This window comes from Nocardioides sp. CPCC 206347 (assembly GCF_048654605.1).
In the GTDB taxonomy this organism is placed as follows: Bacteria; Actinomycetota; Actinomycetes; order Propionibacteriales; family Nocardioidaceae; genus Nocardioides.
In genome coordinates this window covers 184,268-197,076 of sequence record NZ_JBMCYZ010000006.1, presented here as the reverse complement: position 1 = coordinate 197,076, position 12,809 = coordinate 184,268, and the positions used below count along the sequence as shown (strand labels likewise).

Annotated in this window: 15 protein-coding genes and 2 tRNA genes; 6 read left to right on the top strand and 11 right to left on the bottom strand. The window is 71.8% G+C overall.

All coding sequences use genetic code 11. The features are described 5' to 3' along the window. The first annotated feature begins 59 nt into the window (after window positions 1–59). Entirely contained in the window at window positions 60–1,085 is a 1,026-nt protein-coding gene (locus ACOACQ_RS20285) for an adenosine deaminase (protein WP_420289155.1), read from the top strand. A 55-nt stretch (window positions 1,086–1,140) separates the two neighbouring features. After that, window positions 1,141–1,704, top strand: coding sequence for a DUF4190 domain-containing protein (locus ACOACQ_RS20280; RefSeq protein ID WP_420289154.1), 564 nt, complete (start codon window positions 1,141–1,143; stop codon window positions 1,702–1,704). Window positions 1,705–1,722: 18 nt separating this feature from the next. Here ACOACQ_RS20280 and ACOACQ_RS20275 read toward each other — a convergent pair whose 3' ends face one another. The 10 genes from ACOACQ_RS20275 to ACOACQ_RS20230 form a co-directional block, all read right to left on the bottom strand. Then, on the bottom strand, window positions 1,723–2,769 hold the full coding sequence (locus ACOACQ_RS20275; protein WP_420289153.1) for a UDP-N-acetylmuramate dehydrogenase: 1,047 nt from the start codon (window positions 2,767–2,769) through the stop codon (window positions 1,723–1,725). Beyond that, window positions 2,762–3,169, bottom strand: coding sequence for a MaoC/PaaZ C-terminal domain-containing protein (locus ACOACQ_RS20270; RefSeq protein ID WP_420289152.1), 408 nt, complete (start codon window positions 3,167–3,169; stop codon window positions 2,762–2,764). The genes ACOACQ_RS20275 and ACOACQ_RS20270 overlap by 8 nt, the downstream gene beginning before the upstream one ends. Continuing rightward, window positions 3,166–3,570, bottom strand: coding sequence for an FAS1-like dehydratase domain-containing protein (locus ACOACQ_RS20265; protein WP_420289151.1), 405 nt, complete (start codon window positions 3,568–3,570; stop codon window positions 3,166–3,168). Before ACOACQ_RS20265 ends, ACOACQ_RS20270 begins: the two co-directional genes overlap by 4 nt. A 100-nt stretch (window positions 3,571–3,670) precedes the next feature. After that, window positions 3,671–3,841: a 50S ribosomal protein L33 gene (gene rpmG, locus ACOACQ_RS20260; RefSeq protein WP_036490026.1), complete on the bottom strand. Its 171-nt coding sequence runs from the start codon at window positions 3,839–3,841 to the stop codon at window positions 3,671–3,673. A 60-nt stretch (window positions 3,842–3,901) separates the two neighbouring features. Then, window positions 3,902–3,975, bottom strand: a tRNA-Met gene (locus ACOACQ_RS20255). 66 nt (window positions 3,976–4,041) lie between these two features. Further along, a tRNA-Thr gene (locus tag ACOACQ_RS20250) sits at window positions 4,042–4,114 on the bottom strand. Between the two features lie 62 nt (window positions 4,115–4,176). Next, window positions 4,177–5,580, bottom strand: coding sequence for an amidase (locus ACOACQ_RS20245; RefSeq protein ID WP_420289150.1), 1,404 nt, complete (start codon window positions 5,578–5,580; stop codon window positions 4,177–4,179). Between the two features lie 54 nt (window positions 5,581–5,634). After that, complete coding sequence (locus ACOACQ_RS20240) at window positions 5,635–6,351, bottom strand: LrgB family protein (RefSeq protein WP_378603501.1); 717 nt, start codon at window positions 6,349–6,351, stop codon at window positions 5,635–5,637. Further along, window positions 6,348–6,719 (bottom strand): CidA/LrgA family protein, encoded by a 372-nt coding sequence (locus ACOACQ_RS20235; RefSeq protein WP_378603498.1) that lies wholly within the window; start codon window positions 6,717–6,719, stop codon window positions 6,348–6,350. The genes ACOACQ_RS20240 and ACOACQ_RS20235 overlap by 4 nt, the downstream gene beginning before the upstream one ends. After that, on the bottom strand, window positions 6,716–7,657 hold the full coding sequence (locus tag ACOACQ_RS20230) for a pirin family protein (RefSeq protein WP_378603495.1): 942 nt from the start codon (window positions 7,655–7,657) through the stop codon (window positions 6,716–6,718). The genes ACOACQ_RS20235 and ACOACQ_RS20230 overlap by 4 nt, the downstream gene beginning before the upstream one ends. A 118-nt stretch (window positions 7,658–7,775) precedes the next feature. Here ACOACQ_RS20230 and ACOACQ_RS20225 point away from each other — a divergent pair, with 118 nt between their 5' ends. Both ACOACQ_RS20225 and nemA read left to right on the top strand, forming a co-directional pair. Then, entirely contained in the window at window positions 7,776–8,843 is a 1,068-nt protein-coding gene (locus ACOACQ_RS20225) for a glycosyltransferase (protein ID WP_420289212.1), read from the top strand. 45 nt (window positions 8,844–8,888) lie between these two features. After that, a complete protein-coding gene (gene nemA / locus ACOACQ_RS20220) occupies window positions 8,889–9,980 on the top strand; it encodes an N-ethylmaleimide reductase (protein ID WP_420289149.1) in 1,092 nt (363 codons plus the stop codon). Here the strand turns inward: nemA and mptB are convergent. Then, the gene (gene mptB, locus ACOACQ_RS20215; RefSeq protein WP_420289148.1) at window positions 9,956–11,476 is read right to left on the bottom strand and encodes a polyprenol phosphomannose-dependent alpha 1,6 mannosyltransferase MptB; all 1,521 of its coding nucleotides are present in this window, start codon (window positions 11,474–11,476) and stop codon (window positions 9,956–9,958) included. The two genes, nemA and mptB, sit on opposite strands and share 25 nt — an antisense overlap. Before the next feature lie 172 nt (window positions 11,477–11,648). Between mptB and ACOACQ_RS20210 the strand changes: the two genes are divergently transcribed. Next, a complete protein-coding gene (locus ACOACQ_RS20210) occupies window positions 11,649–12,242 on the top strand; it encodes an RDD family protein (RefSeq protein WP_378603483.1) in 594 nt (197 codons plus the stop codon). 83 nt (window positions 12,243–12,325) lie between these two features. Continuing rightward, entirely contained in the window at window positions 12,326–12,793 is a 468-nt protein-coding gene (locus tag ACOACQ_RS20205; protein ID WP_378603480.1) for a nitroreductase family deazaflavin-dependent oxidoreductase, read from the top strand. The last annotated feature ends 16 nt before the right edge of the window (window positions 12,794–12,809 follow it).

The following is a 12,809-nucleotide window of genomic DNA, read 5'->3' as shown; positions in this document are numbered from 1 at the left end:
CCCCTCTTGGCTCCCCGGGCCCTCGACGTTACAAGCGCCCGCCCACCTACGATGGCGGCGTGCGGGACCTCCATGTGCTTCCCAAGGCCCATCTCCACCTGCACTTCACCGGCTCGATGCGACACGGCACCCTGCTGGAGCTCGCGGAGCGCGACGGCATCCACCTGCCCGACGCGCTCGTCTCCGAGTGGCCCCCGCAGCTCACCGCCGCGGACGAGAAGGGCTGGTTCCGCTTCCAGCGCCTGTACGACGTCGCGCGCTCCGTGCTGCGCACCGAGGACGACGTACGACGGCTGGTGCTCGAGGCTGCGCAGGACGATGTCGCCGACGGCGGCCGGTGGCTGGAGATCCAGGTCGACCCGAGCGGCTACGGCGCACGGTTCGGCGGCATCACCGCGTTCACCGACCTGGTCCTGGACGCGGTGCGGGACGCCACGCAGCGCACCGGCCTCGGCATGGCGGTGGTGATCGCGGCCAACCGGACCCGTCACCCGCTGGATGCCCGCACCCTGGCCCGCCTGGCCGCGCAGTACGTCGATCGCGGGGTGGTCGGCTTCGGACTGTCGAACGACGAGCGCCGCGGCCGGACCTCCGACTTCGCGGGGGCGTTCGCGATCGCCGAACGGGCCGGCCTGATGCTGGCGCCCCACGGCGGCGAGCTCCGCGGCCCGGAACACATCAGCGCGTGCCTCGACTCGCTGCACGCCGGACGACTCGGCCACGGGGTGCGCGCCGCGGAGGATCCCGACCTGCTGCGGCGGATCGTCGACACCGGGGTCGCCCTGGAGGTGTGCCCGGTGTCGAACGTCGCCCTGGGCGTCTACTCCGACCTGACCTCGGTCCCGCTCCCCACGCTGCTCGACGCCGGCGCGACGGTGGCGCTCGGCGCCGACGACCCGCTGCTCTTCGGGTCGAGGCTGGCGGGGCAGTACGCCACGATGCGCGCGGCCCACGGCCTCAGCGACGCCGAGATGGCCGAACTGGGCCGGATGTCGCTGCGGGCCAGTCGGGCGCCGTCGGACATCAGGGACGCCGCGCTGGCGGACATCGACGCGTGGCTGGCCGCCCCCGAACAGGACGCCTGAACACCCACGGCGCCCGGACGGTTTGGAGCGTGCCCGGAACTGGGAGAATGACGCCATGAGCGACCAGCCGCCCCTGACTCCCCCGTCGCAGCCGTCGCCGGGATTCGAGCCCTACCAGGCTCCGGCCTACGGCGACGTCGCTCCCGATGCGCCCACCCAGCAGGCACCCGCGGGTTCCACCCCGGTCCCGCCCGCGCCGCCGTACCCGGTCGCCCCGGGGCCGTACCCCGTCACGCCGGCACCCCACGCGGCGGCGCCGTACCCGGGCTCGCCGTCGCCGTACCAGGTCGCACCGCAGTACATCCGCCACGTCGCACCGACGCACCCGATGGCGACCACGTCGCTGGTGCTCGGCATCAGCGGCCTGGTCGGGCTGCTGCTCACGCCGGTCTTCTTCGTGACCTTCCTGGCCGTGCTGTGCTCGCCCTTCGCCATCTGGACCGGCCTTCGGGCGCGCCGCGAGATCCGGGCCAACCCCCAGGCCTTCACCGGCGAGGGGCTCGCCACGGGCGGCTTCGTCACCGGGATCATCGGCCTGGTCCTCGCGGTGCTCGGGTTGCTGGCCATCCTGGCCATCGCGGGCCTGTTCATCGCGGCGCTGAGCTCCGCGAACGGCTGACCTTCCAGCTGGCCTGTCTCAGAGAGCGCAGCCGACGAGCACGGGCTCGTTGACCAGCGCGACGCCGAAGCGCGCCTCGACGCCGTCGCGGACCTCACGGGCGAGGTCGAGCAGCTCCACCGTCGACGCGCCACCACGGTTCGTGAGCGCGAGGGTGTGCTTGGTCGACAAGGAGACGCGGGCGTCCGGCCGGTCGAGCCCGAAGCCCTTGCCGAAGCCGGCCCGCTCGATCAGCCAGGCCGCGCTGGTCTTCACCCGCCCGTCGTCCTGGGGGTACGACGGCGCTCCCTCCGGAACCCGGTCGGGCTCGACGAACGGGTTGGTGAAGAACGACCCGGCACTCCACGTGTCGTGGTCCGCAGCGTCGAGCACCATGCCCTTGCCGCGCCGCAGGCCGAGGACGGCTTCCCGGACCTCCGCCAGCGGGGCCCGGTCACCGACCTGGACGCCCAGGGTGCGGGCCAGCTCGGCGTAGCCGACCGGTGCCGACTGCTCGCCGGGGTGGAACTCGAACGTGACGTCGAGGACGATGTGGCGGCCGGGATCGGCCTTGAAGCGCGAGTGGCGGTAGCCGAACTGGCAGTCGGCCGCAGCGAAGCTGCGCTGTCCGCGCAGCACCCGGTCCCAGACCCGGACCCGGGCGATGGTCTGGGCGACCTCCTGGCCGTAGGCGCCGACGTTCTGGATCGGGGTGGCCCCGACGGTCCCGGGGATCCCGGAGAGGGCCTCGACGCCCGTCCAGCCCTCGCTGACGGCCCGGGCCACGAAGGCGTCCCAGGGTTCGCCGGCCGCGACCGTCACCGACGCGATCCCGCACGCGTCGCCGTCGACGTGGACGCCGCCACCGGTCAGGTGCACGACCGTCCCGGCAAAGCCCTCGTCGGCGACCACCAGGTTGCTGCCGCCGCCCACCAGGAGCACCTGCTCGCCGGCCGCGTCGGCGGCCGACACGGCGGCGACCAGCTCGTCGGCGTCGTCGACCGCGACGTAGCGGGTGGCCGGGCCGCCCAGGCGCAGCGTCGTGAGGTCCGCGAGGGCGGGGTCGGCGACGACCGGGTCAGCCACGAATGGTCGCCTTGGGTGCGCCGAGCACCTTGGTCCCGTCGGAGGTGACCACGAGCGCCAGCGCGAGCAGGTCGTCGGTCCGGGCGCCGACCGTGCCCGAGACGGTCACCCGCGCCGCTCCCGTGGCGGGTACGACGACCGGTGCGACGAACTTCGCGCCCAGCTCGACGACCTCGGCACCGGGAGCCCACGCGCCGACGGCGCGACCGACCAGGGCGAGGGTGTACATGCCGTGTGCGATCACACCGGGCAGGCCGACCGCGAGCGCGATCTCCTCGTCCTGGTGGATCGGGTTCTGGTCGCCGCTGGCCGCCGCGTAGGCGACCAGGTCGGCGCGGGTGATCTCGTAGGTGACCTCGGGGAGCGCGTCGCCCGTGGTGAGGTCGCTGATGGCGCTCATGCAGCCGCTCCCCGGTGGACGATGGTCGCGGTCGCCGTACACACGACGGAGCCGGAGGCGTCGACGATCTCGCTGGAGGTGCTCACGATGTCGTTGCCGCCGATGGACCGCACACCGGTGACGGTGAGGGCAGCGGTCAGCACGTCACCGATGACGACGGGGCGCTCGTAGCGGAAGCGCTGGTCGCCGTGGACGATCCGGGACAGCTCGACCTGCTCGACATCCAGGAAGTCCTGGAGGGCGGCGAAGGTGACCACGATCGGGAAGGTCGGCGGGAGGCCCGCTGCGACGTCGTAGCTGCCCCCGACCGAGGTGGCGAAGGCCACGACGGCATCCGTCGTGACCGGGTAGGGCTGCGTCGGGGGGTAACCACGCCCGACGAGGGAGGCGTCGATCGGCATGGCCCCAGCCTAGAGGTCGCAAAACGACATCAGTCCGCGGTCCCCGAAGGGGGCCACGGACTGGCGGAGCGCCGAAGGGGCGCTGGGTCGAACGAGTGCGTCAGCGGGTCTCGCGGTGCGCGGTGTGGGTGCGGCAACGCGGGCAGAACTTCGACAGCTCGATGCGGTCGGGGTCGTTGCGGCGGTTCTTCTTCGTGATGTAGTTCCGCTCCTTGCAGTCCACGCACGCGAGCGTGATCTTGGGGCGAACGTCTGAGCTCTTGCTGGCCACGGGAAGTCCTTCTACTGCTGTCTATGGGGTACTGCCGGGGTGATTCTTCGTCATCTGGCGTAGCGGGGGCGGGACTCGAACCCGCGACACCACGATTATGAGCCGTGTGCTCTAACCACCTGAGCTACCCCGCCAGGGGGTCAGGGCGTCTGCCGCACCTTGCGGCTTTCACCGTCCGGATTGGCAGACCCTTGTCCCAGAGCCCCTTTACGGAATCGAACCGTAGACCTTCTCCTTACCATGGAGACGCTCTGCCGTCTGAGCTAAAGGGGCAACGCCGCAGAACGATACACGCGCTTTCGGCGGAGGAGAAATCGGGCCGTGCAGAGCCGAATTCAGGCGTGGATCCGGGCGAACGGTCGGGCCTGTTCGAGCTCGTAGGCGAGCTCGATCAGGAGGGTCTCCTGACCGGGTGCAGCCCCGAACATCATGCCCTGCGGGAGGCCCGTCGCGGTGGTCGCGAGGGGCAACGAAATGGCCGGTGCACCCGTGACGTTCTGCCACGGCGTGAAGGCCACCCAGTCCATCAGCTTGTCGATGATCACGTCGTAGCCCTGCGTCGGATCGAGGTGGCCCACGGGGGGCGTGGCCGCACCGAGCGTCGGGGTCAGCGCGACGTCGTACTTCTCGTAGTAGAGCTCGGCCTGGGCGTTGGCACGCTTCAGGCGCGTGATCGTCCCGGGGAGGCGGTGCAGGTTTCGTCGTGCGTGCCGGGCCAGCCCGAGGGTGAGGTTGTCGTGCTTCGCCTTGCTCCACGTGCGCCCGTGGACCGGCCGGCCGGTGGTCAGCATCGCCTGGGCGAGCACCGCCCAGTAGAGGAGGAAGTCGTCGGCGAAGCCGGGGCCGATCGGGGCATCGGTCTCGGTCACCGTGTGCCCGAGGTCCTCGAGCAGGGCCGCGGTCTCCTCGGTCAGCGCGCGCGTCTCGGCGTCCGCTCCACGGCCCACGCCACTGGTGTTCAGCGCGATCCGCAGGCGACGCTTGATCGGCCGGGTCAGGTCGCCGATCGGCGGGAGCGCGAGGTTGCGCTGGACGCGCTCGGCCTCCCGGTAGAACGCGGCCGTGTCGCGCACCGTCCGCGTCACCACCCCGTCGGAGACGATCTTGATCGGCATCTCCCGCATCAGCCTGTCCTGCGGCAACCGGCCCCGGGTGGGCTTGAGGCCGACCAACCCGTTGACCGACGCCGGGATCCGGATGGAACCGCCGCCGCCGTTCGCGTGAGCGATCGGTACGGCGCCCGCCGCGACGAGTGCGGCCGAGCCGGCGCTCGAGGCACCGGCCGAGTGGTCGGTGTTCCACGGGGTGCGGACCGCACCGAGTCGCGGGTGCTCGGCGGACGCGCTGAAGCCGTACTCCGAGAGCTGGCTCTTGCCCAGCGCGATCATCCCGGTGGCGAGGTACGACGCAGCGAAGTCGCCGTCCTTCCTCGCCGGCCGGGGCGACCAGGCGTCGGTGCCCGACATGGTCGGCATGCCGGCCACGTCGACGTTGTCCTTGACCAGGGTCGGCACGCCCGCGAAGAACGACGAGCCCCGGTTCCGGGCCTCCGCACGCGCGCGTTCGTACGCCGTGAAGGCCATCGCGTTCAGCTCTGCGGCGACCTTCTCGATCCGGCTGATCGCGGCCTCGACCGCTTCGGAGGCGGAGACCTTGCCGGCACCGAGGTGCTCGGCGAGGCCGACCGCGTCCAGGTCGCCGAGGGCGTCGTCGGTGAAGGCGTGGACTCGCGTCGTCATGGGTCGAGACCGTAGCCGCCGGATGGTCGCGGTGCGACCAGTTCAGGGACGGGGTCAGAAGAGCCAGATCGCGAGCACCGGGACCAGCAGGCTGATCGCGAGCGCAGAGAGTCCCATCGCCAGGCCGGCGAACGCCCCCTCCGTCTCGTCCTCGCGGAGCATCCGGGAGGCGCCGACGCCGTGCGAGACCGCGCCGACGGCGAGGCCGCGCGCCCGGCGGTCGCGGATCCGGAGGACGTCGAGCACCGCCGGTCCGGCGATGGCACCGACGATCCCAATGATGATCGCGAACACCGCCGCCAGGGGCGGGATGCCACCGAGCGCATCGGTGACGGCGATCGCCACGGGGGTCGTGGCAGCCTTGGTGGCCAGGGTCCGTTCGAGATCGTCCCCGGCGCCGAGAGCACGCGCGAGCAGCACCGCGGACACGATCGACACGACGGCACCGACCACGATCGCCACCAGCATCGGGACGACGAAGCCCTTGAGCCGTGCAGCCTGGCGGTGCAGCGGGACCGCGAGGGCGACGGTCGCCGGCCCCAGCCAGAAGGCGATCAGCTCGGTGGCCCGGCGGTAGTCGGGGTAGTCGACGTCCAGCGCGGTGATGGCCACGCCGACGATCACGATGGTCACCAGTACCGGCTGGACCAGGGCGTGCCCGCCGGAGCGGACCTGCAGCCACCGGCCGAGCTGGTAGCCGCCGAGGGTCACGGCGAGGAGGGCGAGCGGCGAGCGCGCGACCTCGAGGGCCTGGTCGAGGGCCGCGTTCACACGGTGCCCAGGTCGTCGCGGGGGCGGCCGAGGAGCCGCTCCAGCGCCACCGCGGTCCAGCCGACCGCGGCCAGGCCGAGCAGCCACGAGCCGAGCATCGCCACCCCGATCGGCAGCGCCTCGCGCCCGATCAGCCCGAGGTAGAGGACCACTCCGACACCGGCCGGCACGAAGAAGAGCTGCAGGTGCCGCAGCAACGCGGAGCCGGCGCGCACGATCGAGCCCTGGTCGTCGTACCGACGCAGACGGAGGAAGCAGAACAGCAGCAGCATGCCGACGACCGGCCCCGGGACGGACAGGTCCGCGACACGGGCCACGAACTCGCCGAGGAGCTGGAACGCGACCAGCCAGGTGAGTCCGGCAATCAACGACGTTCCTTGAGGCGCACGTTGGGCAGCACGGGCGCGGGGATCGGCTTCAGCGGCTGGTCGGGTACGACGCCGAAGCGCCCTGCTGCGACGAGGCGGCTGTCGCCCACGATCTCGCCGGCGGCGTCGGTGATCTGCGCCTGCCAGTCGTCCCGGAAGCCCGCGACCTCCTCGTGGGTGCGGCCGACGAAGTTCCACCACATCACGATGGGCTCGCCGAACGGCGGGCCGCCGAGCAGCAGCAATCGGGCACCCTCGGCACCAGCGACCAGACGGACCTGCGCGGCGCCGGGGGCGAGGTAGGCGAGGTCGGCCCGGGCCGCGTCGACGCCGTCGACGGACACCGATCCGAGGTCGACGAGGACCCCGTGCTCGAAGGTCTCGTCGACCGGAACGTCCAGGCTGGCGCCGGGATCGAGGACCAGCTCGGCGCCCAGCAACGGGGTGAAGGTGGTGACGGGCGACGTGTCCCCGAGCGCCGAGCCGAGGAACACGCGGGCGCGCCAGCCCGCTCCCGTGATCTCGGCAGGTGCGTGGTGCTGGAAGCCCGGGGCGGTGTGGCGGTCGGCGTCCGGCAGGGCGACCCAGAGCTGGGCGCCGTGCAGCACCGACGTCTCCGGCGTGGACACCTCGGAGTGGCTGATCCCCTGCCCGGCGGTCATCAGGTTGACCTCGCCGGGCCGGACCATCGCCACGTTGCCGGCGCTGTCGCGATGCTCGATCTCGCCGGTGAACAGCCAGCTCACGGTCTGCAGTCCGGTGTGCGGGTGCGGCGCGACCTCCATGCCGCCGGACTCACTGACCGCGTCCGGGCCGTAGTGGTCGAGGAAGCACCAGGCGCCGATCAGCGACCGTTCCCGCTGCGGCAGCGTGCGTCGTACCGTCATCGCCCGAGGCCCGCCCAGCGGAACCTCCCGAGGCGTCATCAACTCGACCATGCCCTTCATCTTTCCGCGCTCGTCAACCACAGGTGGGCCCGGGTTCACCGGGAGCGGGGAAGGTGGCAACGTGCGGATCGCTCAGCTGGCCAACTTCGTCGGGTCGACCTCGGGAGGGATGCGGACCGCGCTCGAGCACCTCGGGCGGGGCTACGTCGCCGCCGGGGCCGAGCGCCTCCTGGTGATCCCCGGCCCGGTCGACGCCATCCTCGAGACCGACCTGGGCGACGTCGTCCAGGTGCGCGCACCCCGGGTCGGCGGCGGCTACCGCCTGATCGTCGAACCGTGGCGGGTCACCGACGTCCTCGAGCAGTGGAGGCCGACCAGCGTCGAGTGGAGCGACAAGCTCACCCTGTTGCCGGTGGCGTGGTGGGCCGGGCGCAACGACGTGCGCAGCGTGCTGCTGTCGCATGAACGCCTGGGCGACATGTTCGCGATGAGGACCGGCTTCGACACGACGTCCAAGGTCTCCATCGGCCTGCTCAACCGCCTGCTCGTCCGCAGCTTCGACACCCTCGTCGTGACCTCGCGCTACGCCGAGGGCGAGTTCCGCACGGTCGCGGACTCCGCCGGCTGCCCGGTGGAACGGGTCCCGCTGGGGGTGGACCTCGAGACCTTCCGGCCCGCTGTGGGGCGCGCCGGGGGCGGCCAGGAGCTCCGCCTGGTGCACGCGGGTCGGCTCTCCCGGGAGAAGTCCCCGCACCTGGCCGTCGCTACCGCCGTCGAGCTGCACCGCCGCGGCGTTCCGGTCCGGCTCGACGTGTACGGCGACGGGCCGCACCGCGACGAGCTGGAGGAGATCGCCGCGGGCTCACCCGTCCACTTCCACGGGTACGTCGATGGGCGGGCCACGTTGCGCGACCGGCTCGCTGCCGCCGACATCTCCCTGTCGGTGTGCCCGGGCGAGACGTTCGGGCTGGCAGTCCTGGAGGCGCTGGCGTGCGGGACGCCCGTGGTCACCGCCGACCGGGGCGGGGCCCGGGAGCTGGTCACCGACGCCTGTGGAGCGTGGGCCGCACCCGAAGCGGGCGCCCTGGCGGATGCCGTCGTGGGTCTCGCGGCGCGCCCGCAGGCCCGGGTGCGCCGGGCAGCCCGCCTCCGCGCCGAGACCTTCACGTGGTCGAGCACCGTGGACCGGATGCTGGCCATCCACGCCGGCGACCGGGCCGGCGTGCTCAGCGCCTGAGGCTCCTCCCGGAATACCCACCGGCGGGGACCTGTTGCCGTTCGAGTGACCTCACTCTTCGACCCGCTCAACATCGGCACGACCACGCTGGCGAACCGCGTCCTGATGGCCCCGCTGACCCGGATGCGCGCGACGCCCGGGATCGACGTCCCGAACGACCTGGTCGTGGAGTACTACCGGCAGCGCGCGGGAGCGGGCCTGATCATCTCGGAGGGCACCCAGATCTCGCCGATCGGCAAGGGCTACATGGACACCCCGGGCATCTACAGCCCGGAGCAGGTCGAGGGCTGGCGCAAGGTCACCGACGCCGTGCACGCCGAGGGTGGCCGGATCGCGGCCCAGATCTGGCACGTCGGCCGGGTGTCGCACGAGTCGTTCCACGACGGCGCCCTGCCGGTGTCGGCGTCCGCACTGCCGTACCGCAACCGCGCCACGATCAAGGGCGAGGACGGCCGGCCGCTGCGCGCGGACTGCCCGACGCCGCGGGCCCTCAGCGTCGAGGAGATCGCCGAGACCGTCGAGGACTACCGCCGTGCGACCGCGAACGCCCGGGAGGCCGGCTTCGACCTGGTCGAGCTGCACGGCGCGCACGGCTACCTGATCCACCAGTTCCTCAGCGAGCAGAGCAACCACCGCACCGACGAGTACGGCGGCTCCCAGGACAACCGCGCCCGCTTCCCGCTCGAAGCCCTCGACGCAGCCATCGACGCGTGGGACGCCGAGCACGTCGGCATCCGGATCTCCCCGCAGGGCTCGTTCAACGGGCTCGATGACGACGACCTGCCGATGGCGCTGCACCTCGCCGCCGAGTTCTCGCGCCGCAACCTCGCCTTCCTGCACCTCTCCGAGCCGGACTGGGCCGGCGGCCCGGTGATCGACGACGAGTTCCGCAAGCAGCTGCGCGCCGTGTTCAGCGGGGTCATCGTCGGCGCCGGGAACTACACGACCGACAAGGCCGAGCGGCTGCTCGGCGCCGGGCTGATCGACGCTGCCGCGTTCGGTCGGCCCTTCATCGCCAACCCCGACCTGCCCGAGCGGTTCCGGATCGGCGCCGAGCTCAACGAACCCGACGGAGCCACCTTCTACGGCGGTGGCGCCCAGGGCTACACCGACTACCCGGCGCTGGCCGCCGGCTGATCCGGGCGGACGGCGGGCGCCAGGGGCGCCACGATCCGGGCCAGTCGCTCCCGCGCGACGCGGGTCAGCAGCAGCACCGGCATCAACAGCGCGACGGTCATCGCTCCGATCACGATCGCGTAGTAGGCGCCGTGCAGTGACGAGTCGAGCGGCGCGACCAGTCCGAGCAGCAGCGACACCGCCACCAGGGCGCCCATCGCGTGCCGGGGCAGGCGCTGGGTCGCAAGGAACGGCGGCAGCATCAGGAAGTACCAGAGGTGCACCACCGGCGACAGCAGCACGAAGGCCGCCGTCGTCATCGCGACGGCACCGAGGGCCGCGGCTCGCGAACCGGTCCGCCCGCGCAGCACCATCCAGGCACCGACACCGAGCGCGACCAGCAGGCCCACGGCCCGCACCAGGTCGCGGAACAACGCCGGGTCCGTCCCCAGACCCAGATGAAGCGCACCCCAGTCCAGGACGCCACCCACCAGGGTGGTCGCCGAGAGGGGGGTGTTGACCTCGCCGGGGACGGTGAGGGCCCGTACCCAGCCGGTCCCGAGCCCGGTGACCAGGCCCAGTCCCACGAGCATTCCGACGGACACCGCGGCAACGGCCGCGAGGCGTCGTACCCGGGGCAGCAGGGCTGCTCCCGCCGGGAGGGAGACGATCACGATGCCGACGGCCACCAGGCCGCCCGGCACCTTCACACCAGCCGCGACCCCGGCGAGCATCGCTCCCCAGACCCAGCCGCGTTCGACGGCGATGACCAGCGCAGCGGCCATCAGGCCGACCATGAGCAGGTCGTTGTGCAGACCGGCGACACCGTTGGCCATCATCAACGGCGAGACCAGGACGAGCGCCGAGGCCACCGCAGGGTTGGCCCCGGTCCAGCCGGCGAGGCGGGGAACGGCCCACGCCAGCAGCGCGAGGCCGACCAGGGCGATGCAGCGGTGTGCGATCACCAGCATCCACGGGTTGCCCGTGGTGCCGGCTGCCAGCGCGCCGAAGAAGACCGGCACCGGCCCGTACGGCGTCGCGGTGTCCCACCACAGCGGGTCGACCGCCTGCACGATCGGCGGTCCGGTGATCCAGGGCCACGGGATGAAGTCGGCGGGAGCGAGCGCGCCGGGTCCCCAGTCGTACGGCGACAGTCCGACCCTCGCGAGCATGCCCTGGGCGGCGTACGACCAGCCGTCCCGCGAGAACAGCGGCGGCGCCAGCACCAGCGGGGCACACCAGGCGGCCGTGGCGAACCGGACGAGGGCCACGCCTTCGGCCGGATCGACGGTGTCCCTGTCTCCGACGGCGACCGTGCGACACAGGCGCAGCCAGGCATTGGCCAGTAGGCCGAGGCCGGCGAGAACGACCACCAGGCCGGCCATCCGACCGATCTCCAGGCCGCGCAGCACGTCGAGCGGACCCACATCGAGGACGGGGGTGCTCGGAGGAAGGGTGGCGGTGACGAGGCCACCGAGGAGTACCAGCACCCCACCCAGGAGCCCGCGCGTGATCACGATCGGACGGTAGCCACGACGGTTGTCGGCGGGGCGGCGATTGTCGGACGGTGGGTTGAACGGGCCGACAACAGGGCAAGAACGCGCGTGCCCCTGCTCGGGAGGCCTGATTTGCCCTAGATTGCTGACATTCCCCGGTGCGGTCGCGCACCACCTGACTGAAGGAGGACCCATGTCCTACAACCAGCCGCCGCCTCCTCCGGGAGGCCCCGGAGCCCCGCCGCCGCCTGGTGGTGGATATGGCGGTGCCCCGCAGTTCGGTGCCCCGGCCGGCGTTCCCCGTCCTGCCGAGCTCCTCAACCGCTTCCTGGCCCGGCTGATCGACCACGTGATCCTCGGTGTGGTCTTCGTGCCGATCTACTTCATCCTGAGCGCGATCATCTACTCGGGCTTCAGCACGTCCTTCGGCGAGTACTTCATCTTCTACACGCTGACGGCCGTCCTGCAGGCCGCTCTCTACCTCGGCTACTTCTCCCTGCTGGAGTCGAACCGTGGCCAGACCGTCGGCAAGATGCTCCTGAAGCTGCGCACCTACGGCCCCGACGGCGTGAGCAACCCGACGATGGAGCAGGCGGCCAAGCGCAACGCCTACTCCGCGCTCGGCATCCTCAGCATCATCCCGTTCATCGGCTGGTTCTTCCTCGGCTGGGCCGCTCCGATCGCGGCGATGATCTTCATCGCGGTGACGCTCAACAGCGACCAGCCCAACCACCAGGGCTGGCACGACAAGTTCGCCGGCGGCACCCGGGTCCTCCAGATCGGCTGACCCTGCCGCACCTCGCAAGGGGCGTCCTCCCTCCGGAGGGCGCCCCTTCGGCGTACCCACGCCGAGCGTCCTAGGCTGCGGCCATGGGAATCCTCACTCCAGTCGCGATCAAGATCGGCTCCCAGACGTGGATGCCGAAGCTGCTGCCACAGGTCACCTGGACCGACTCCCACCTCCAGCGGCTCACCCGCGGGCGCCTGAGCCTGCTGGACATCGCCGGGCTGCCGAACCTGATGCTGACCGTCGTGGGCCGCAAGTCGGGCATCCCGCGGTCGACACCCCTGCTCTGCGTGCCCTGGCGGGGCGGCTGGCTGATCGCCGGTTCGCACTTCGGCGCACCCAAGGCGCCGGTGTGGACACACAACCTCCGCGCGGCGGACACGGTCGAGGTCGCCTACCGGCGCCGCCAGTACACCTGTACCTGGCGCGAGCTGACCGACGCCGAGAAGGACAAGGCATGGGCCCACATGCTGACGGTCTGGCCCAACTACGCGAAGTACACCGAGTGGACCGACCGGGTGATCCCGGTCTTCCTGCTCAGTCCCATGTGAGGACAGGCATACCCAA